We start from the raw sequence: 20,640 nt of genomic DNA, 5'->3' as shown, positions 1-20,640 counted from the left end.
GGCCTCTCGGGGAACGTCAGGCGTCTCTGGAATACTGGGTCGCCCGGTCAAGCCGGGCGACGACAGCGGAGTTTTGAACCATGAGTCAGATCGCAGAAGCCACTCGCACCACTCCCACCGCCGTGGCTCCCGCCGCCCTCCTCGCCGTGCGCAACATCGAGGTGGTCTATGACGACGTCATCCTGGTGCTGCGCGGCCTCAGCCTCGACGTACCCAAGGGCGCGATCGTGGCGCTCCTGGGCGCCAACGGCGCCGGCAAATCGACGACGCTGAAGGCGATCTCGGGGCTGCTCAAGACCGAGGACGGCGAAGTCACACGCGGCGAAATCGTGTTCGAGAACGAGCGGATCAACGGCATCGACCCCGACAAGATCGTCCGCCGCGGCATCTTCCAGGTGATGGAGGGCCGGCGCATCGTCGCCGACATGACCTCGCTGGAGAACCTCAAGCTCGGCGCCTTCACCCGCAGGGACCGCGAGGTCGATGCCGATCTCGACATGGTGTTCAACTATTTCCCGCGCCTGAAGGAACGCACCGGCCTTGCCGGCTATCTCTCCGGCGGCGAGCAGCAGATGCTCGCGATCGGTCGTGCGCTGATGGCGCGCCCGAAGATGATCCTGATGGACGAGCCCTCGATGGGCCTGTCGCCGCTGCTGGTGAAAGAGGTGTTCTCGATCATCCAGAAGATCAACCGCGACCTCGGCGTCACCATCCTCCTGGTCGAGCAGAACGCCCGCGCCGCGCTGTCGGTGGCGAGCCACGGCTACATCATGGAGCAGGGCAAGGTCGTGCTCGACGGCACCGCCGACGAATTGCGCGACAACGAGGACGTCAAGGAATTCTACCTCGGCGGCGCCGGCGACCAGCGCAAGAGCTTCAAGAACCTCAAGAGCTTCAAGCGGCGCAAGCGCTGGCTCTGAACTTTTAGGGTTCGAGCACCTGCTCCGCTTCCGTGACCGCGCAGAGAACATGATAGAACGACGACGCAGGAATGGTGTCGATCAGCGATTTGCCGTCGCGATCGAACTGGTCGTACCAGCCGCCCCTCACGGGATGGCTGAGATAATGCCGTTCGAGCCGCACCAGCGTCGCACGCGCTTCGTCCGCTGCGCCCGCCTCGCCGGACTCGGCCTGCGCGATCCACGCCTTCGCGATCTCGGTCTGCGGCCACAGCCGGCGCGTGCTGCGGCGGATATTGCCGGTGTCATCGCCTTCGTCGATCAAACAGCCCGTGGCCTCGTCGCGATAGCGCATCGAGGTCGCAAGCAACTCGGCACGACGCTGACCGGTCGGGCATCCTGTGATGCGCTCGAACCCCTTCAGCAGCCAGACCCATTCCGCCTGGTGGCCGGGCTCGACGCTGACCGGCTCGATCTTCGACCAGTCTTCCTCGAAATACTCGCCGAGCGCACACTTCCGCTTGTCGTAGAGATTGGCCAGGAACAGCGCGAAGAACTCGCCGGCACGGTTCTGGAACGACAGGTCGTGGGTCGCCTCGAAACACGCGATCATCGCCTCGAACAGATGCATGTGCGGGTTCTGCCGGCGCGGCAGCGACACCGGAAGGCCTTCGTGCACGCCTCCATGCGGCGAGCGGAGATGGCCGTCGAGGAAAGCGAGCAGCGCGTCGATCTCGGCACGAACCTGCGCATCCTGGTCGAGCGCGTAGACGGCCGCGAGCGCAAACAGGATGAAGGCGTGGTCGTAGGCATCGCGCCGGCCGTCCAGCACCGCACCTTCCGGCGTCAGCCGGTGCACATAGCCGGGCCGGCCATCGGGCGCTTTGGCTTTGCTGAGCAGATGCTCCAGCCCCTTCAGCGCGATGGCGCGGCCCTCAGGGTACCAGCCCATCTGTGCGGCCTTGGCGTAGCAATAGATCTGCCGGGCCTGCACGAACACGCGCCGAGGCGCGACTGGGTCTGCCGCGCCGTCGGGGTGCAGCCGGTCGATGAAACCGCCTGCGGCAGGATCCCAGCCGACGGTCGACCACAGCGGCAGCGCCTCCTCGATCATGCGGCGCTTCAGGCGGGCGACGACGTCCGTCGCCTCCTCTGCCGCAATGATTCCTTCGTCCGCCATCGCGTCCTCTCCAGGCCTCGCCAATGGCCGTCTGATACCCACGCCAGCGGCGGCGCGCAACGGATGCCAACACGGAAAGAACAGCCATGACCGCCCACTACGATGCCCGCGAGACGCGCGAACAAGCCGCCCGCGAGGCCGATCTGTTCTCCCGCCTGCCAGAGGTGCTGCGAGCCGCGATGGCCGCCCCGGCCTATGCCGAGCGGCTGAGAGGCCTCGATCCCGCCGCAGTGACCTCCCGGGAGGCACTGGCGGGCCTGCCGGTACTGCGCAAGTCGGAACTGCCCGCCCTGCACAAGGCCTCGGCGCCCTTCGGAGGCTTCGTGGCGTCGGCACCGGGGTCGTTTGCCCGCCTCTTCACCTCCCCAGGGCCCATTTTCGAACCGGAGGGGCGGCAGGCCGATCCCTGGCGCGGCGCAAGGGCGTTGTTCGCGGCCGGGTTCCGACCCGATGACATCGTCCTCAACACCTTCAGCTACCATCTCACCCCCGGCGGCTTCATCTTCGATGCCTCGGCGCGTGCGCTCGGCTGCGCCGTGATCCCGGCAGGGCCCGGCAACACCGAACAGCAATTCGAGCTGATCGAGGCCTACCGCCCGGTCGGCTACAGCGGTACGCCGGACTTCCTGAAGATATTGCTCGATGCCGCAGCGAGTTCGGGACGGGACGTCTCCTCGATCAAGCGCGCACTGGTTTCTGGCGCGGCGTTCCCGCCCTCGCTGCAGGCTGAGATCAAGGCGCGCGGCATCGATGCCTACCAAGCCTTCGGCACCGCCGACCTCGGCCTGATCGCGTTCGAGACCGAGGCGCGCGAGGGCATGGTCGTGAACGAGGATCTGATCATGGAGATCGTCAAGCCCGGCACCGGCGATCCCGTTGCGCCGGGCGACGTCGGCGAGATCGTGGTGACGTCGCTCGATCCGCACCATCCCTGGATCCGGCTCGCCCTCGGCGACCTCACCGCAGCACTGCCGGGCCCAAGCAAGTGCGGGCGCACCAACATGCGCATCAAGGGCTGGATGGGCCGTGCCGACCAGACCACCAAGGTCAAGGGCATGTTCATCCGCCCCGAACAGATCGCCGAGATCGGCAAGCGTCATTCCGCGCTCGGAAGACTGCGCCTCGTCGTGACGCGACAGGGCGAGGCCGACGCGATGACGCTGAAAGCGGAAACGGCGGCCACGAGTGACGCCCTGCGCGAGGAGATTGCGACCAGCTTGCGGGCCGTGACGAAACTCGGCGGAAGCGTCGAGTTCGTCAGTCCCGGCGCGCTGCCGAACGACGGCAAGGTGATTGCGGACGAACGCTAAGACGCCCTTACCCCCAAACCTCAGTTTCCTGTGAACAGGGATTCTGCAGGACAGCGCGGGGAGCGGCCGATCGCATGAAAGCAATTTCTGGCACTGGGGCGCGCACCGCGCCACGCGGGCGCACCTCAGCGGGTTCATGGCGCGGCGCCCACCTCAAAGGCCTGATTTGTCGACTTGATTGGGTTCGTTCTGCGCAGGCATGTGGCTTCATTGATGCTCCCTTACCGTGTTCAGCCCCGCGACCTCGGACAACGCGCGATCCCACCTCGCATAGGTCCGCGCCTCGTAGCGGTTGAGCTTGCGCAGCTCTGGCAGCAGCCGACGCACGACCTCGGCCTGGCGCTCAGTTTCCGAGGGCACGGATACCGGTTTGAGCCGCTCTGGTTTCTGCCATTGCCGCCGCAATAGCGTTTGCAGGTGGCGCGCCTCGGCCAGGCGCGCACGCATGAGCCCCGGCCCCGCGGCGCCGAACTCTAGCATGCGCTGGATGAGGTCGGCTTTGATCTGACGGATATGGGCGAGCTCGAGGTAGGCGCGCGCCGCGCTGCAGGCCACTTCCAGAAGCTCTGGAGCGCTGCTGCCCGCAAGGATGGCTAGAGCCAGGGATTTCACGGCTTCATCATCCGCAGCGCTGCCGATGACAATGCTGAGGCCATGGCGGCGGGCGTTGCCCGCCGCCCGCCGCTTACCCGCCGCCGTTCGCGGCCCCGTGCTCTTCTGCGCGTTCCGCCTGTTGGCCGCGATCTGACGTTCAGTCGCCATCGTCGCCACTGATCATGACATCGGTGCCTTCGGCCGGATGCGTGGGCCTCGCCAAGCCGGCCCGGTAGTCCTCAAGCTGCTGCAGGTTTTTGTCGCGGCGCGAACTCAGTTCAGCCAACCGGCGATTGGTCTCAGCCATCTCAAGCAAGCAATGGCGAAAGGCCTCCGCATCGATACTAGCCTCCGACATCCCGTGTTTGCGTAAGATGTTTGTGACTTTGTTGCGCACCGCTTTGTTGGTAACTGACCGCTCCGCCAAATCATCGATGTCGGCAGCGCCGCTGGCATTTAGCGCGATGCTCAACAGGTTTTTCAGTGCCGGACCGCGGGCGGAAATAACGATCAGATCCTTGAATCCCCGAAGTCGCTGCATTTCCCATTCGCCATGGATGATCTCGCCGACCCACATCTGCTCAATGGCGCATCTCGGTCTGAGCTTCGCAACAATCGCGTCACGCATCATCCTAAAGTGGGCCTGGGATTCAGACGGCAGCAAGCGCGGCTCATAGACGAGTGCGAGCTGGGCACCCTGATCCGATCGGCTCATCGGCTCATCCTCCGCTTGGTTGAACGCATGGCGACACCAGTTTGAGATGCACCTTTAGCCGGCCAGCACCTTTGAGCGCGCAACGCCTTGAAAGCATTCCCGATGAATTGATCAGCCCAGTCGGTTCTTCGCTGTAAGCCTTATTCCCATGTTCCTTTAACTCCTTCGCGGGACTTGCTAGCCGGCGTGGCCTGTCGTTCCGGCCGCCGCGTAAGGGGTAGCGGGCGGGCTCGACTTTTCTCTGCGCGTTGCGGCGCAAGTCCGAGGTCAAACAGGAAAAAAAAGCAGGGTCAGAATCCCCCCGTAGCGGAAAAAACCCGGCGCGCAAAGGGATTCCGTTAAAAAAAATTTGCATCCTCGGAAATTCAACCCAACTAACAGAGGGCAGCAACAGCACGATACGCGCTGTCGGGAGGACCTGGTGCCGAAGCGATCATTGCGGAAGCGATCATTGCCGAAACGGTCGTCAACGAAGCCGCCCCCTTCCTTGCCGAAGCCGTCATTGCCGAAAGCAGCCCTGCCGAAGGTGTCCTTACCGACGCCATCGAGCCGATCATCCATCAAAGCTTTCAGCTTCCGCCCACCAACGATGATTGGAAAAGACTTCGCGGCTCCCGATCCGCTCACACGCCTGCTCGAGTTCATGAACGATGAGCGTCTCCCGCCAATGACGCGCCAAAGGATCGCCGCAACGATCGCGCCGTATTTCCATCCCAGGCTGAAGCCCATTCCGGCCAGCGCTGCCCCGGATTATTTTGGACCAAGCGCCCCACACGATCGAGGCGCGCCTTATGAGAACTCGGTTCAATCTGCGGAATCTCTTGAGCGATATCGATTGAAGTTTGCGCGCTTGCGCGCCGAACTGGCGCTCGATCCCGGACTCGCAAGCGCGAGCAAGGCTGGCCGGCGGCGCTCCTGACCAATTGAGCGGGTTCAGGACTCCTCACCCGGGATCGCGGCGACCACTGCGCAGCTTGACACCGACGCCGCGGCCATTCTCGTCGATGAACTCGACGCCGGCCGCCTCGAGGGTTCGCCGCACGACGATCAGGGTCGCGCGCCGCGGCTGAGTGAAACCGGCCTCGAGCTGGCGGACGGTGACAATCCCGACCTGCGCCTCGTCGGCCAATCTTTGCTGGCTCCAGTCCAGCAATCCTCGCGCGGCCCGGCATTGCTCCGGCGTGATCATCGGCATGTCACCATGGCGTTGTTTTCGCTGTTTCTGTCGAAAAAAGATTGATTTATCGTTACTGTCTGATAAGATCGTTTCTGTTTAAAAAAGATATTTATGGAGGATGTGATGGATAGCCGAACATTTCCGCCAAGCCGCCGCGCTTTCATCGGCGGCTCGGACGCAAAGATCATCATGGGCGTCGATGAGGCTGCCTTGCTGAGGCTGTGGCAGGAGAAGCGCGGCGAACGGGAACCCCAAGACTTGGCCAATGATCTGGTGGTGCGGCTCGGCTCGGTCACCGAGCCCCTCAACCGGCACTGGTACGAGACCCACACCGGGCACAAGGTGAGCGAGGTGCAGCGGCAGTTCTTCCATCCACTTCACCGCTGGATGGCCGCCACGCTCGACGGCCGAATCGAAGCCACGGGCGCGGTGTTCGAGGCCAAATTTATGCTGCCGTGGAATTTTTCGGAAGAGCTCGCGGTGGAAAAGCACATGTCGCAGCTGCAGCACAACATGTGGGTGACGGCATCGCGGACGGCGGTGTTGTCGGTCATTACCGGCGGCGGCAAGTGGGTGGAGATGACGGTCGGCGCCGATCCTCTCTACCAGCACCTGCTGCTGACCGCAGAGAAAAAATTCTGGCGCTGTGTGGCGAACGGAGAGCCGCCCCGGCTGTTCGGCATCGAGCCGCCGAGAGCGCGCCTGCAAGCGGTGCGCGCGGTGGACATGAGCGCCTCCAACGCATGGGCTGCTTTGGCGGAGGTGTTTCGCCGCACGCGTGACGCGGCGATCGACCATGAACGGGCGAAAAGCGAACTGAAGGCCCTCGTGCCGGAAGATGCCCGAGAAGCAACCGGCCACGGGGTACGTGCCAAGCGGTCGAAATCCGGCGCGGTCAGCTTTGAGCTGACCGGGCGTCCATAGCTGGCGCCTGAGGACGCCACAGCCCCGTCTCGGTTGTTTGGCCGAACGGTGAGAGCTGCGGCCGAGCGCGCAAGACCGCTTCACCGCATCGCCTTAAGCTAACCGGCGCAGAACCATGTATCAATCAAGCCAGAGCATCAATCAGGTCGCTGCCGCGCTCGCCCGCGCACAGGCCGAGCTGGAAAACCCGGAAAAGTTGCTCACGGCGACGCTGCCTGGGCCCTTCCCCAACGGCGAATGCCACAGCTTCCGCTATGCGTCGTTGGCGCGCGGACTTGAGATTGCGCGCAAGAGCTTGAGCAAACAGGAGATTGCCACGGTGCAGGCCACGGCGCTTGAGCCGGAGAGCGGGCTGATCCGGCTCACCACCGCCCTGCTCCACAGCTCAGGCGAATGGATTGCGTCAGACTGGCCGGTCTGCACCATCGCCGACATCGCCGCGCCGCATCGGATGGGCGCAGCGCTAACCTACGCGCGGCGGTACGCGCTGTTCACGTTGATTGGGATTGCCGGCGAAGATGATTTCGACGCACCGGATCTTGCCATCAGGCCCGCATCCAACCCGCCGGCTGATGAATTTGGATCTCGTCCCGGAGTGGCCCCGCCTGGCTCGCCTCTGCCCACGGCCAAAGCCCACGCGCCCTGGCGCGCAGCAACGAAACGTGCCCCCGCCGGTCAGGCCGCGGCCCCCGCAGCGGAACCCAAAACTTCTGAAGCGATGGCCGCGCGCCTGCTCGCCGAACTTCAGTCGCTTGCCAATGTGGAGGACATCGACCACTGGGCACAGCGGGTGTGGCAGCAGGCGAACACACTCACAGTCCAGGGGGCCCAGCGGCTTGGCGAAGCTCTCGAGGACCGGCTCACCCGGCTGCAAGTCGAACAATCCACGAGCCCGGACGCGGCGGACAAGGATGGCGCTGCCGGCTGGGCTCGCGTCGGAAAATTGCAGCGGCGCCGCGATCGCGAACACCTGCGGTTCGTCGCCAAGCAGCCCTGCCTCGCTTGTGGCCGGAGCCCGTCCGATCCGCACCACCTACGGTTCGCGCAGCCCAGGGGCCTTGGCTTGAAGGTGAGCGACGAATTCACCGTGCCGCTCTGCCGCGCCCATCACCGGGAGTTGCATCGAGCAAGCAACGAAGTCGAGTGGTGGTTGCGGTTAGCCATCGAGCCGTTAGAAGTGGCCCGCAGGCTTTGGCTGACAACGCACCCGTTGTAGCCGCACCTGCAGGCGCTTTAGAGCTGCCGATCGTGCTTGTTGGCGATGGACGTCGCCGAGCTCGCGCAGAAAGCTCGCCAAACGCTTCGAATCTCACAAATCCGGGTCCAAGACGCCTCTTCGGATGCATCGAATACACCAAAGCCCTCGGCAGTTTCCCGCCGAGGGCTCTGAGGAGCCCTCGGTAGTTTCCTACCAAGAGCTCCAATGGGTTCGTTAGAGCGAACTTACCAGTTGCGCTGAGCGCGGAGGAGCAGGGTGATGGTGTCCTGATCCTTCAGCTCGTACGCAGCGGCCGGCTTGGCCGTCGTGCCCGAACCGCCGTAAGCGAAGATGCCCGCGTATTTCTGGTCCAGATGGGTCCAGTTCAGGTCGGCCGAGAACGTGAGGTTCTTGACCGGGGTCCAGCGGGTGATGATACCGACCTGGCCGATGGCGAAGTCGGGGTTGCACGAGGTCACGCCAGCGATCGCGAACGTACCACCGACACCGCAAAGGCTCGTCTTAGCCAGCGAGCCGAACTGTGCCTGAGCGTAGGCACCGTACAGCGCGGTGTTCCAGTAGGGATCCCAGTTGTGGGTGTAGGCACCACGGAAGCCCCAGGTCTTCACGGACTCCTGCGACGAGCCACCGCCTGCCGAGGTGAACACGGTGTCCGGAGCATAGGCAAAGCCGACGCTCTGGTAGGCAACGCCCGAGTTGCCGAACATCGAGTAGCTGCCACCCGCCAAGTTCTGGAAGTTATAACAGAATCTGGCGCATCGTGGGCGCAAAGGAAATGATCTCGCTAACATCTTCGGTGACCTATGCTTGTGTGCCTATTGCGGCAGCAAAGTCATCTTCCATCGGATTTCGAATGTGCAGGTGCTCATATGTGAGCAGGTCTTGAGTGATGGCGCCTGTAGCCGCTCCGCCTGGACATACAAAGACCTTGAGATCACCGTTCTTGCTTTTCTGGCTCACCCAGCATTGCTCGACCAAGCAGGCGACGAGCTAAAAGCAGGGCTGCTCGATCTTGTCCAAGAAATCAAAGGCCTCTCTTCCGATCAGGAGCGACGCTACGCTAGAAGAGTGAACATCACCGTTCTTCTCAAGCGGATTGTCGCTGGCCTCGTGATCCACAGTGCAGGAAATCTGAGCCTGCCTAGACATTCTTCGGCACAGATCCGGAAGGACGTCGCCGGGAGGTTTCTTGAGATTCAGCTGCAAGGGGGTCTGTTCTACCCCTGCATTTCCATAGGCTGATATAACCGCCGCCAGTCTTCGAAGAGAGATAACGAGGACCAGGACCGTCCAAGGGCGGCGCTGATCGAACGCATTTACAAGAAAGCTCCCATAAGCTTCCCGCCGTTCCCAAGCTGCTCGCCTTGGCCATGTGACGCTCCGCCGGCTCGATGATCAATTGCCGGCAGCCTGCAAGGTGCCGCTCGCGTTGCGACCGGGATGCTTTGCGATACACTCTGCAATGGAGGCGGCCCCCCGCTCGGATACTCCTGCCCCGCGCTTGTGAGGATCGTACCAATGAAAGCAGCCAGGGCGGTGGCAGACGGCTCGCCAAAAGAATCCAGCAGACTGCGCCCCAAGTAAAGCCGTCGCGCAACAGCGCAGCGACAAAATCCGTGCCGCCGGCGCTGCTTCCCTCCGAGATATGTCCCATCTACCGGCGAACCCAGCTAATGTTTAAAAGACATCAGCCGGCGGCTTGGGGTGATAACAGCACCCGTGAGTTCGTCACCGCAACGGGCGCCCCCACTGGCTTCGTCCAAGGCTTCAACGCTGATGGCTTCGTTGGCGGTGGTCACATTGGCTACAACTGGCAGTTTGGCCAATTCGTCTTCCGGTCCCGAGGGCGACATAGAAGGCGCCGACGTCAAGGGCGGTTATCGCCTGGCAAACCTGAACGGCACGGACTTCCGGGATCGATGCTCAGGCCTCTATCCGTGGTCGCCTCGGTGTAGCTTTCAACAATTCGCTGCTTTACGTGACCGGTGGTGCGGCCTGGGGGGATATGGACCACACCTACGTGCTCGCGAACGCGCTGTTCGAGACCGTCTCCACCACCCGCACCGGCTGGACTGTCGGCGCAGGCTGGGAATACGGCTTCACGCCCAACTGGTCGACCCGTGTTGAGTATCGCTACACCGATTTCGGCACCTTCCGGAACAACTCCACCGTCTCGTTCCCTGGTTTCTCGTACGAACACGATCCGGTGTTTCACACCGTGCGTGCGGGTGTCAGCTATCGCTCGGCGGCCCGGTGCTCGCGAAATAATGATCTGCCCAAGCTGATCAAAATCAGCAACTCAAAGCCCCGGCGTCGTCCGGGGCTTTTTGTTGTCCGTTGGTGAGCAGCTCCTGAGGGTCTAGCATTCTTATGGCCTTCAGCGACCCGAGTTCAGATATCGACGCGCGGTCATCTCCGCAAAGCGTCGGATAGCGGACATCGGCTCGCAGCCGCGCTAATTAAATTCGGGCCGGCGGGCTTCCCTTTGAACCTTGATCCAAAGGACTCGGTTCACGGTGGAGATCTTGACTCGGCTTTAAGGCCTATTGTGCGGCGGCATCACTGTGGCTAAAAGGGCCAGCTTCAGGTCAGTTGCGTTCAAGAGTCATGATCACGTACAAGCAGTACCACATCGAGCGATTTGAGCACGGCCCGCGGGGCTGGGTTGCCCGCATCACGCGCGCGGATGGCCAGAACATCCGCACCATCCTGCCGGCTTCTGAGCATCCCTACCTTGATACGAAACCAGTTGCGTCCGCCGAGGAAGCTGAACAACTCGCAAAAGAAGGCATCGACTTCGGCGGCGTGGTTTGACCGGCCTCTGGAGTGCTCATGTGGGCGCTTGCAGAAATCGCTCGCTTGGTCGTGAGTTGCACGCCCGTTGACTTTCCGCGGCGACGAGACCGCGGGACAGATCATGCCCCTCAATTGGCCAGTTTCGTCCAGCCTCTCGTCTGCACCTGATAGCGAGATGCCCCGCCTCCCCAGCGACGTAAGCGCCGCGGAGTAAACCGCCGACAGCAGCGCGGTCAAGAACGAGAACCGTCCGCGGGCGGCGCGGATCAAACGCATTTACAAGAAAGCTCCCAAAAGTTTCCCGCAGTTCCCAAGCTGCTCGCCTCGGCCGTGCGGCGCTTCGCCGGCTCGATGATTAACGGATGCTCTGCGACACACTCTGCAATCGAGGCGGACGACCCAGTCGGATGCTCCTGCCCCGCGTTTGTGAGGATTGTCCCAATGAATGGAGACCTGCGCGGTGACGGATGGCTGGCCAACAGAGTCCAGCAGACTGCACCCGAAGTAAAGCCGTGGCGCAACAGCGCAGCGACAAATCCGTTCCGCCGGCTGCTTCCCTCCGAGATATGTCTCAATCACTCTACCGGCGAACCCAGCTAATGGTTTAAAGACATCAGCCGGGCGGCTTGCCGCCTTGCAGATCGGCCCGTCGCAATTCTTCGTCCTATCGTTGATCAAAGCCAATCCAGGCGCCAATCAGCTAGCCATCGCGCAATAGCTATCGATGGCGCTACTTTATTTGACCGAAGCCGGCGCCGAACTGTTAGGTCGCTTGCGACCGGCGATTGCCGAAAGCGAGGAGGAGCTAGCCGTAAGGATCGGGCCGAATTGCTTCCGCGAGCTTCAACGGACGCTGGACGGACTGGGAGATCCCTGAAGGAGGTGCGCACCTAAACTTTCCACATCATCTGTCAGGGTATCCTGCAGATTAAGGAAATCAGGACGCGCTCGCTTGCGCACGCCTTCGGGAACAGCTTTAGGATCTAACTGCCTGAAATGAGAGGTCGCAGCCTGGCCTTAGCGATTGGACGTCTGACCCGCTAACTCCATCGCCAAGTCTAGAGCCGCAATTCCAATTTGATCCATAGGATGGGACATACAACGCCGGTCCATCCAAGCCACTATGGCGGTGAAATCACCACCGCCGATGATGTCCTTCTCAGCACTGACATTTAGCCCGCTAACGAAGCCCACAACCCAGGATTCGAATGCTGCCTTGACGACCGGGTTCTTCCTTCTATTCATCCAGCTGGTGCAAGATTGCGAGCCGGCGCCGACGATTGTTGAACCGGCGTGTAGGCACGCCGTTGGGAGAATTATTAGTAACGCAATGGCAAGCGCTCGTTTCATCTTTCCTCGACGCGAAGGCGGCTTCTTCCAGAAGGCTATATCTGGCAATTGACGATGTCAGTTCAGCAAAAACGGGAGTCAACTGGGCGACAGGTTGCGGTTCGCCTTCACACTGACCATCCGCGGTGCTAGAGGTCTACTGGCGACCTTAACCGGTTGCGATCAGCGAGCTTCTCACCTGTGTGCGATTGCTAGGCAATCGGAGGAGAATGTCGTTGGGATGAGCGAAAATGACCTGCAGCCGCCGTTGTTCTCTCCGACGTTCGCCCAACGAAACCCGTCCATCCTGGCAGGAGCCTTTACCTCCTGCCTGATGGGAGGCGGCGACGCCCTTCCAGCTCATCCTCTTCGGTCAGCTATTGGGCTGGCCGCTCGGCTCGCCTATAATTGCAAGCACGCCATCGATGAAGGCTTGGCATTCAACGTGAGGCTTCAAGGTCCCCTCGTATTTCCCAAATAAGAAGATGGTTCAACCCTGCCCCTTTCCGAAAAAGTATTGGCCGACGGGCTGGGCGCGCTCATCTCTGAGCTCAACGCTGCCAAGGGTTTGCATGGTCTGGCTATTCCGCCGGAACTCTCGATGTCCGCGATGTGTAGTTTCGCACGAAGACGCGAGCCGGTTGCTCGAGAATATGGTAGCTGATCACAGCCAGCCCTAACGTAGATAAGAGGCCGGTGATGAGCACAGTCATATGATCGAACCCGCGGTGTAGCATTGGCCACATCAGCATCGGGATTGTGACGAAGCCATATATGTATATCCCATAACTGACTTCGCCTAGGTAGACGAGAGGCTTCCATTCCAGCCAACCAGGGCGCTTCTCAGCCGAATAGTGAATGATCGCCAAAATAAATGGGACAGCCGTCGCATTGAGTATCGTCAGATTGTTGGTTGTCAGACCGGCGAAGCACGATGCAACGAATGCAAATCCAGATATGCAGAGCAGAGAAAGTTGCGGCTCAATCAGATTTCGCTTCCAAATCACGGCCAAGACGATCCCAATCAGGAATTCAGCAAGCCTAAACGGAGGGAATGCGTAGTAGAGCCACATGCCCCCTGGCCGCGGCGCGACATGTTGCACGAGGCCGGGCAGAAAGCTCGCAAGCCACAAGCCAACCAGCCATAAGACGGCGAGCTTCGCATCACGCAATCGGTGTTGGATAGCGAGACATGCAAACGGGAATAGGAGGTAGAAAAACAACTCTACAGAAATCGACCATGAGCCTCGGTTCAGACCCAGCTCGTACATGCCTGGGAGCCAAGCCTGCATCAGCGTGACATTCGCAATAAGATTCAGCGCGTGCGCGTCCGAGGCGGCTCTGGTATTGTAGGCGCAATACGAGAGGATGAACGCAACTGCAAAGGCGGGATATAAGCGAGCAACGCGCGCCGATACAAAACTGCCATATGCGACTGGACGATCCCAATGGCTGATCGCAAGCACAAAACCGGATAAGATGAAGAAAAACGTCATGCCGGTGAAACCGTTGTCAACGAGATTTGACAGTCCAGGAGGCAGTTCCTGAACAAATCGAACGTGGAAGAGGAAAACATAAAGCGCGCAAAAAAAGCGCAAAGAGGTAAGGGAACGGATCATTCCACACTCAAGCTGCGCCCCCAGCGCGGCCACCTGCTGCATATACCGTTGGTTGCGCGCCATCAAGGCTCTCAGTTGTTCGCCACGATTGCCAGAAGTTGCTCTGCGACGAGCTACTAGATCAATTGGAGCCCTATTCCATCGAGTGCTGAGTGAGATAAGCCCAATCAGCTGTGCGCCGGATTTAGGAGCCATCATGTTGCAAAAACTGTCTGCCGCGGTGGCCTGGGCTGCTCTTGCATTCATCACCTACGCTAGTCTTTCTCCAATCCGCGATAGGCCGCAACTGAGCAACGTTGCTGAGTTAGAGCATCTCGCCGCTTTTGCGGTTTTAGGCTTCGCATTCTGCCTCGCGTACCGTCAGAGAATGACATTCGTATGCAGCATCGTGCTTGGTAGCGCAGTCGTGCTCGAGCTTTTGCAAACGCTGACGCCAGATCGTCACGGCACGCCTCCGAAAAGATCATTGGCGGCTTGATAGTTCTGGCCAATTTAGCTTTGCGCGCAATGAAGCGCGCTGGATACGCGCCTTCCATCCTAAACAGTCGGTCCGATCACTGAAGCCACGAAGCGGAGCCTAAAACACCCGGACGGTGCAGGTCACAAGGGCGGCGGCGGCTCGACGGCGAGTGCCCGCTTTGGTACCACCTCGCCGGTGTCGCGTTCCGCAGGGATGGCGTATTGGTTAGACATCGGCCTCGGCACCAACGGCGGAACAGGCCTAATCGCGCGTCAATCCTATGCATCGAAGGCGCCACCGGATAGGTAGCCCGGGAACAAAGCCCGGCCGCCACGATTGCTGCTGCATGAAGTGGCTCCTCGGCGCCTTTGCGGCCCTCCTCTGCCTTGTGGTGTATGCTGGGTCGGCTTTCGTTTCCGCGTTGGATCTGGTTTCCGCCGTTCGGAGCGGAGACGCCGCTCATATTATGGCCCGAACTGATTTGCCGCGTATCCGCCATTCCCTCGTCGACCAGGTTGTGTCCGCCTACCTTGATCGACTCGGCCAAAAGCGGCCGGTGCGCCCGTTAGAGCGAATGGCGATAAACGCATTCGGCGCAACCATCGCCAATGATCTCGCCATCAAGCTCATGAGTCCGGAAAACCTTTCCGTCCTTTTGAAGAGCGGTACTGTTCGCAACGCCGCGGAGAACGTCACTTTCGGGACAATGTCGTCGTTAGCCGAACTCGACGTCTCGAACATCTTCGTTTTCGCCGCACGGATCACCCTAGTGAAGCCTGTCGAGTTTGCGTTGAGGCTTGGCGAGAGTCAGGACGCGGGTAGCGTCAGCATGCATCTCGACGGGACAACCTGGAAGCTCTCGGGGCTTGGGCTGCCGCCAAAAGTGTTGGCGAATATGGTTGACCGGCTGCCGACGCGGTGACCAGCTTGCGCCGGCCCTCCCCGGCTCGGCGAGCGCTGGCGGCGACAGTGGCCGCATGCGTATTGCAGCGCGCGGAGATCGCTCAAGACGCGCGAGCTCGGATAGTGGGCATGAAGAAGGAACAGGTTCTCGCCTGCACCGGCGTCCCCGTCAATAAAGCTCAGAAGGTTCCATTGTGGTCTGGACCTATAACTCGAGCAACAGAGCGGGAAGTCTCAACTCGGCTCGGTTTTGCCGAGTGACTTCGTGATGTCGGCCGGTCAGGTGACCGCCGCCAACGATCTTGGGCAGACCGCGGGATTTTGACTGCCGGCGAGCAATGCGCCTCGGCGGTCGAGGCTTGCGTCAAGCGTGGCGGCTGGACGGCCGTGCGCCTTTAGTGCCGAGGGCCGAGATAGGCAGAGCCATTATCCTCGAACGTGATGACGCCGAGCGCCAGCAATCCGAAGAAGATGCCGAGAACGATGAATACGGCTTTTAGAAATGATCGCATTCTCATCGGGATATCCGAAGCTTCAAGGTTGAGGCCATTTAGTTTAGGACCGACACCTCTCGGCGACCTCACTCCCCGGTCCAAAACCAGTTACGGGAGTGCTGTCGCCTCTTTTCCGCAGCTCTAGTCGTCTCGAGCTCTGCTTTCTTCGCCACGAATCTCGCGGCGAGAATGTGGCTGACGACCATCAGAGGAAGCCGAGAAGCTCACCAAGGAAGGCATCGACTTCGGCGGGGTGGTTTAACGGGCCCCTCGCCAGCACGTCTGCACCTTGCAGCGATCTCGCCCCACGCTTGGAGAAATCGCTCGCCTGGTCGTGAGGTGCATCGCCCTTCGATTGAGAGAGCGCGGGCGTAAATCATGCACCGCCAACAGCCGACTGTTTTCCAGCCTATCACGTGCGGCTCATAGCGAGACACCCCACTTCCCCAGCCACGTCAGCCCGGCGGAGCAAACGGCTGAAAGCAAAGCGGTCCAAAACCAGGACCGTCCACGGGCGGCACTGATCGAACGCAGATATAAGAATGCTCCAAGAAGCTTCCCGTAGTTCCTTCGGAATTCTCCGTTAAGCTTAGCTACTTCCGGAAGGTCGGACAAAGCCTTGCATTCGTCGGCCATTAGCTGGGCTCCATTAGCGGCTGGACCAGCATCTCATAAGCCACTGTTTTGCCCGACAACGCAAGCGAAATTTCGGTTTTTTCGATGCGCCCCATTTGGCGACGGCTGGATCATATGCCGACGCCTACCGAAAGGCTGGTGTAAGTTGCTATGGCGCCTATCTCAGGCTGGAGTCAAGCCAGTGAGGAACCTCATCGGTGTGACGGGATCGACGAAAGTGCTGCCGCACCATCGCGTAGAGCACAAAAAGGCTGATGGTGATGGCGACGGCCAGTAGTGGGAAAATGTAGTTCATGTGCCCTCCAAGGCTATGGAAATACTAGCAACGGATTGCGAGCTGTCCAGTCGGACGAAGTTCCCCGGCTTGCGCGCGCGCTTAATCCCGCCTCTACGGTCCCGACCCGCTTGTGATCTTGATACGTTGTGCCGCTACAAGAATTTGAGCCCAAAGCGCGGCCTTCTCATACCGCTCCGAGTTCGACAGCAATCTCATTCTTTTGTTCAGCGCCCTCAACCACGACTAGGATGGAGGAACTCGCAGCCAGCCGACTCCTAGGTTGAGTCAGATCTTGAGGTGCGACTTGCATATCCGCGCCAGATCCTCGGCAAGAACTGCATCGAACTCGAGCCATAATCCGCTTCAGCCCAATGAGATAATCCATGCCGACGAGTGTTGCGGCCCGATATTGCTTTGCCAGCAGCGCTTGTTTGCGGACCGGTACGCTTCGCTGCGTTTGCGCGATTGGCTTCGATTTATCGCTTTGACCCCAACTTCCCCCTCGGATTGCACTAGCTAGCGATATGATTCGTCGGTCGCGAAATCGACGGCATCAACCCTCATTCCTCGCAGCTCCGCGACGCGAATGCATTTGAGGCGGGGGATCCGGGGACCGGTCCATTAACAGCTGGGCGATGAACGAATGGAGGTTTGCCCCATCAAACAGATAGGCCGCGATGCCAGCCGCTTGCGCCGCATCAAGATCCCTTTGTTTGTCGCCGATCATGAAGCTAGCATCGATATCAACTGGGTACCGCTCAAGCAGGGCTTTGATCATCCCCGGCTGCGGCTTACGACAATTGCAGAGGACGCGGTAACGCTCAATCAGGCCATCGGGGTGATGTGGGCAAAACTCGAACGCATCGATATGCGCGCCAAAGCTTTCAAGCTCATGCGACATCCATTCGTGCAAATTGCGAACATGCCGCTCCTCGTAAAATCCCCTCGCAATTCCTGATTGGTTCGTCACCACAAATGCAAAATACCCGGCGTCATTGACCGCTTTGACGGCCTGTTGGGCTCCTTCAACCCACCGGATCTTGTTCGGATCAAAAGCGTAGCCATCGTCCTCGTTAAGGACGCCGTCACGATCAAAAAACACTGCCGGACGCATCAAGCTCATCAGCCCGCGCTAGAGGGGATACTGCCGATCTTCCGACAATCACTGCTTCATTTCAACACATCCGGCACGGTTGGATAGCATTCTTGATTGCGTCCCAAGCATCAAATCATCAGATACAACCCGAACGACCGGCGCCATTTCATCGGCGACTCGGATGCACGCATCATCATGGGGACGACCAAGAGAACCTCGTCCGCCTGTCGCGGCGAACCAAGCCGCAAGACCTTTCGGACGATCTGATCGCCCAGCTCGGTACCGTGACCGAGGTCTTGAATCGCGCCTGGTATCGGCGCGCGAGCGGGCACACAGTAGGTCGGGATCGTCGGAGAGGGCGATTTGGACGTGCCTAATGTTATGTCAGGGCCTCCAGCTGCGACCGAGCTACAGATCGTGCCAAGAACGAAGGGAAAGCCCTGAAGGGTGTCCTGAACCGCCCTCCCGTCTTTATCTCCTGAACGCACTGCGAAGTATTTTACCGGCTCCTGAGCTGGCTTACCCACAAGGACGACGGCGAGGCGCTGCTGGCCTGGGCCACCGGCTGATTCACCTCAAGTTTGCTTAGCCAAGAACATTAGGGCGCAAGGTGAGCTGAGTTCACTGTGCCGCTTTGCCAATCGCATCATCAATCACTCCACCCCCACGGAGACAAGCGGGCCTCGTGGGTCAAATTGTAAATTGCTCCGCTATTGATTGCGAAGCAGCCTTGGGATGCAAGTGGTTGCAGTGAACGCCACATCAAACTGGAAAGTATCCTGATGTTGACCTATGTTAATTGTTGGCCGTGAGTTGCCTTGCGTCCGCCTGATAGTCTGGTGCTAAGTTTGATAAACTGGCGTCGGGCCGTCGGTTCTTCCCCCGATCAGATGGTACTCTGATGCAGTCTCATGGATGGTAAGCGACGAGAAGCGGCAGCCGCCATTCTTTTTGCACAGGACGGGCGCCTTCTACTGCAGCAGCGTGACAATATTCCTGGGATCCTGCATCCGGGAAAAGTTGGATTGTTTGGGGGTCATCGCGAAGGCAACGAGGCGTTCTTGGATTGTATCGTAAGAGAGGTTTACGAGGAAATCGGCTGTCGCTTGCCCGCCTCCAGTTTTCAGCACTTGGCTTCGCGCCATGGCCCTGATCCCGACGTGCCGGGCGGAGTCGTACATGGAGAGATCTTCGTCGCGCGCAATATCCCCCTCGATCGATTGATGGTTTGCGAGGGAACGCTACTTGTGATGCAGCCCTCAGCGATTTCAGAAATAGCGCATAACCTCGTTCCTTCCGCTCATTTTGCTCTCCAGTGCTTTGGATATCATCTATAGGCTTATTGGTTTAGGGCTATCTGCCGGGATTGAACAGCTCTTCCAACTAATTAAACAGGATCCAGGCCCGTGGATGAGCGCACAAGGTGAACTGCCTGGCCGATTTGCTCTTCGTGCTAAGCTTTCTGACAAGTTCCCAGTCGGTCCGTCGTGCCATTGGCAAGTTTGTGCCGCTCGCAACTCGGCCCTTTTTCTTGGTCCACTTAGATGGCAAATTCAAATCGGGCCAGGATCGTGCGCCATGTCCAGAGGGCTAGTCCCTTAAAAGCGTTCGGCGAGTGCATCTGCCTCGTGTTCAGCTCCTGGTCTTTTATGCTGTTGTTGCGTGGACCGCTGCCCGCAGCGAGCAATCCGAAGGCGGTTCCCACCCGATCGTCCTGAAATTGTGAAAGTGGAATGCAAGCAGCGCATTTAAGCCAGCGGGCTGCGGATTCCTGTCAGGTTACAGGCGCCCCTATCTTGCCAATGTCGCGGCACTGGCAACTCTTGCTGAGATGGGCTATCAGCGCGGTCAGGTTGCATCTAACTGGATTTTCATCGGTCGGCGGATGACGCGTCTTTCGCATCTCACCTTGCGCAATTTCCTGATCGCGCTCCATGACCTGCTGGCGACCGCGGCGGCGCTTTTTGCTGCCTTCTACCTGCGATTCGAGGGTGGCGACGGCTTCTTTGACCGCCTGCCGCTGCTGTTCCAGATCCTGCCCTACTTTCTCGCCTTCAGCGTGGTCGTGTTCTTCATCTTCAACCTGACCACGACGAAGTGGCGCTTCATCTCGCTGCCTGACGCGCTGAACATCATCCGCGTCGCGACCGTGCTGACGGTCGCCCTGCTCGTGCTCGATTACATCTTCGTCGCCCCCAATGTCCGCGGTGCCTTCTTCCTTGGCAAGGTGACGATCGTCCTTTACTGGTTCCTCGAGATCTCGTTCCTCAGCGCGCTGCGAATAGCCTACCGCTACTTCCGCTATACGCGGGTGCGGCGTCACGCCAGGGGCGAGGAGGCCGCGCCGACGTTGCTGATCGGCCGCGCCGCGGATGCCGAGGTGCTCCTGCGCGGCATCGAGAGCGGGGCGATCAAGCGCATCTGGCCGGTCGGCGTGCTGTCGCCGTCGAGCTCGGATCGGGGCCAGTTTATCCGCAACGTGCCGGTGCTGGGGGGCATCGACGACGTCGAGGACGTCGTCGCCGATTTCGCCAAGCGCAACAAGCCGATCGCGCGCCTCGTCATGACGCCGTCGGCATTCGAGCCGGAAGCGCGTCCGGAATCGATCCTGATGCGGGCGCGCAAGCTGGGTGTGATCGTCAACCGGATGCCCTCGCTCGAGAGCGGGGATACGCCGCGGCTCACGGCCGTCGCGGTCGAGGACCTCTTGCTGCGGCCGAGCGAGACGATCGACTATGCGAGCCTGGAAGCGCTGATCAACGGCAAGGCGGTGATCGTCACCGGCGGCGGCGGCTCGATCGGGTCGGAGATCTGCGAGCGGGTCGTGGCCTTCGGCGCCGCGCGGCTCCTGATCGTGGAAAATTCCGAGCCGGCGCTCTACGCCATCACGGAAGCGCTCGCCGCGCGCGGCGCGGCCGCCGAGATCGAAGGGCGGATCGCCGACATCCGCGACCGCGAGCGCATCATGCGCCTGATGGCGGGGTTCAAGCCGGACATCGTGTTCCACGCCGC

Annotated in this window: 21 protein-coding genes and 1 pseudogene; 11 read left to right on the top strand and 11 right to left on the bottom strand. The window is 60.5% G+C overall.

The window, feature by feature from the left end:
* Window positions 1-80 precede the first annotated feature (80 nt).
* Window positions 81-920 carry an ABC transporter ATP-binding protein gene (locus tag RAD10_RS39745; protein ID WP_461621736.1) on the top strand — a complete coding sequence of 280 codons (840 nt, stop codon included), beginning with the start codon at window positions 81-83 and terminating at the stop codon, window positions 918-920.
* Between the two features lie 4 nt (window positions 921-924).
* Here the strand turns inward: RAD10_RS39745 and RAD10_RS39740 are convergent, their stop codons facing one another.
* A complete protein-coding gene (locus RAD10_RS39740) occupies window positions 925-2,079 on the bottom strand; it encodes an AGE family epimerase/isomerase (RefSeq protein WP_461621735.1) in 1,155 nt (384 codons plus the stop codon).
* An 86-nt stretch (window positions 2,080-2,165) separates the two neighbouring features.
* Between RAD10_RS39740 and RAD10_RS39735 the strand changes: the two genes are divergently transcribed.
* The gene (locus tag RAD10_RS39735) at window positions 2,166-3,389 is read left to right on the top strand and encodes a phenylacetate--CoA ligase family protein (protein ID WP_461621734.1); all 1,224 of its coding nucleotides are present in this window, start codon (window positions 2,166-2,168) and stop codon (window positions 3,387-3,389) included.
* A gap of 207 nt (window positions 3,390-3,596) precedes the next feature.
* On the opposite strand, the gene RAD10_RS39730 is transcribed toward RAD10_RS39735, so the two are convergent.
* The 4 genes from RAD10_RS39730 to RAD10_RS39715 form a co-directional block, all read right to left on the bottom strand.
* Window positions 3,597-4,151 (bottom strand): hypothetical protein, encoded by a 555-nt coding sequence (locus RAD10_RS39730; protein WP_461621733.1) that lies wholly within the window; start codon window positions 4,149-4,151, stop codon window positions 3,597-3,599.
* Window positions 4,141-4,698: a hypothetical protein gene (locus tag RAD10_RS39725; RefSeq protein ID WP_461621732.1), complete on the bottom strand. Its 558-nt coding sequence runs from the start codon at window positions 4,696-4,698 to the stop codon at window positions 4,141-4,143. Before RAD10_RS39725 ends, RAD10_RS39730 begins: the two co-directional genes overlap by 11 nt.
* A 267-nt stretch (window positions 4,699-4,965) precedes the next feature.
* Window positions 4,966-5,427: a hypothetical protein gene (locus tag RAD10_RS39720; protein ID WP_461621731.1), complete on the bottom strand. Its 462-nt coding sequence runs from the start codon at window positions 5,425-5,427 to the stop codon at window positions 4,966-4,968.
* 214 nt (window positions 5,428-5,641) lie between these two features.
* Window positions 5,642-5,887 carry a helix-turn-helix domain-containing protein gene (locus RAD10_RS39715; RefSeq protein WP_038949003.1) on the bottom strand — a complete coding sequence of 82 codons (246 nt, stop codon included), beginning with the start codon at window positions 5,885-5,887 and terminating at the stop codon, window positions 5,642-5,644.
* 111 nt (window positions 5,888-5,998) lie between these two features.
* Here RAD10_RS39715 and RAD10_RS39710 point away from each other — a divergent pair, with 111 nt between their 5' ends.
* Window positions 5,999-6,799, top strand: a complete 801-nt coding sequence (locus RAD10_RS39710; RefSeq protein WP_461621730.1) for a YqaJ viral recombinase family nuclease — start codon at window positions 5,999-6,001, stop codon at window positions 6,797-6,799.
* A gap of 115 nt (window positions 6,800-6,914) precedes the next feature.
* Window positions 6,915-8,015 (top strand): DUF968 domain-containing protein, encoded by a 1,101-nt coding sequence (locus RAD10_RS39705; RefSeq protein ID WP_461621729.1) that lies wholly within the window; start codon window positions 6,915-6,917, stop codon window positions 8,013-8,015.
* 227 nt (window positions 8,016-8,242) lie between these two features.
* Here RAD10_RS39705 and RAD10_RS39700 read toward each other — a convergent pair.
* Window positions 8,243-8,761, bottom strand: a pseudogene (locus RAD10_RS39700) (porin); the annotation flags it as partial.
* 139 nt (window positions 8,762-8,900) lie between these two features.
* Here RAD10_RS39700 and RAD10_RS39695 point away from each other — a divergent pair.
* The gene (locus RAD10_RS39695; RefSeq protein WP_461621728.1) at window positions 8,901-9,260 is read left to right on the top strand and encodes a hypothetical protein; all 360 of its coding nucleotides are present in this window, start codon (window positions 8,901-8,903) and stop codon (window positions 9,258-9,260) included.
* A 428-nt stretch (window positions 9,261-9,688) separates the two neighbouring features.
* On the opposite strand, the gene RAD10_RS39690 is transcribed toward RAD10_RS39695, so the two are convergent.
* Window positions 9,689-9,844 (bottom strand): hypothetical protein, encoded by a 156-nt coding sequence (locus RAD10_RS39690; protein WP_461621727.1) that lies wholly within the window; start codon window positions 9,842-9,844, stop codon window positions 9,689-9,691.
* Window positions 9,845-9,933: 89 nt separating this feature from the next.
* Here RAD10_RS39690 and RAD10_RS39685 point away from each other — a divergent pair, with 89 nt between their 5' ends.
* Entirely contained in the window at window positions 9,934-10,362 is a 429-nt protein-coding gene (locus tag RAD10_RS39685; RefSeq protein ID WP_461621751.1) for an outer membrane protein, read from the top strand.
* Between the two features lie 263 nt (window positions 10,363-10,625).
* On the top strand, window positions 10,626-10,832 hold the full coding sequence (locus RAD10_RS39680) for a hypothetical protein (protein ID WP_461621726.1): 207 nt from the start codon (window positions 10,626-10,628) through the stop codon (window positions 10,830-10,832).
* Window positions 10,833-12,724: 1,892 nt separating this feature from the next.
* Here RAD10_RS39680 and RAD10_RS39675 read toward each other — a convergent pair.
* Window positions 12,725-13,825, bottom strand: coding sequence for an acyltransferase family protein (locus RAD10_RS39675; RefSeq protein ID WP_461621725.1), 1,101 nt, complete (start codon window positions 13,823-13,825; stop codon window positions 12,725-12,727).
* A gap of 133 nt (window positions 13,826-13,958) precedes the next feature.
* Between RAD10_RS39675 and RAD10_RS39670 the strand changes: the two genes are divergently transcribed.
* Both RAD10_RS39670 and RAD10_RS39665 read left to right on the top strand, forming a co-directional pair.
* Entirely contained in the window at window positions 13,959-14,240 is a 282-nt protein-coding gene (locus tag RAD10_RS39670; protein WP_461621724.1) for a VanZ family protein, read from the top strand.
* Window positions 14,241-14,568: 328 nt separating this feature from the next.
* Window positions 14,569-15,144, top strand: a complete 576-nt coding sequence (locus RAD10_RS39665; RefSeq protein WP_461621723.1) for a DUF2939 domain-containing protein — start codon at window positions 14,569-14,571, stop codon at window positions 15,142-15,144.
* Window positions 15,145-15,520: 376 nt separating this feature from the next.
* On the opposite strand, the gene RAD10_RS39660 is transcribed toward RAD10_RS39665, so the two are convergent.
* The 3 genes from RAD10_RS39660 to RAD10_RS39650 all read right to left on the bottom strand — a co-directional run bounded on the left by RAD10_RS39660 (window position 15,521) and on the right by RAD10_RS39650 (window position 17,655).
* On the bottom strand, window positions 15,521-15,643 hold the full coding sequence (locus RAD10_RS39660) for a hypothetical protein (protein WP_461621722.1): 123 nt from the start codon (window positions 15,641-15,643) through the stop codon (window positions 15,521-15,523).
* A gap of 769 nt (window positions 15,644-16,412) precedes the next feature.
* Window positions 16,413-16,550 (bottom strand): hypothetical protein, encoded by a 138-nt coding sequence (locus tag RAD10_RS39655; protein WP_461621721.1) that lies wholly within the window; start codon window positions 16,548-16,550, stop codon window positions 16,413-16,415.
* Window positions 16,551-17,085: 535 nt separating this feature from the next.
* Complete coding sequence (locus tag RAD10_RS39650) at window positions 17,086-17,655, bottom strand: D-glycero-alpha-D-manno-heptose-1,7-bisphosphate 7-phosphatase (RefSeq protein ID WP_461621720.1); 570 nt, start codon at window positions 17,653-17,655, stop codon at window positions 17,086-17,088.
* An 884-nt stretch (window positions 17,656-18,539) separates the two neighbouring features.
* On the opposite strand from RAD10_RS39650, the gene RAD10_RS39645 reads away from it, so the two are divergent.
* Both RAD10_RS39645 and RAD10_RS39640 read left to right on the top strand, forming a co-directional pair.
* Window positions 18,540-18,965: an NUDIX domain-containing protein gene (locus RAD10_RS39645; protein WP_461621719.1), complete on the top strand. Its 426-nt coding sequence runs from the start codon at window positions 18,540-18,542 to the stop codon at window positions 18,963-18,965.
* Window positions 18,966-19,513: 548 nt separating this feature from the next.
* The coding region (locus tag RAD10_RS39640) for a nucleoside-diphosphate sugar epimerase/dehydratase (RefSeq protein WP_461621718.1) at window positions 19,514-20,640 on the top strand (1,127 nt) is incomplete at its 3' end.

Source organism: Bradyrhizobium sp. 23AC (assembly GCF_054863025.1).
This window is presented reverse-complemented; position numbering and strand designations above follow the sequence as displayed.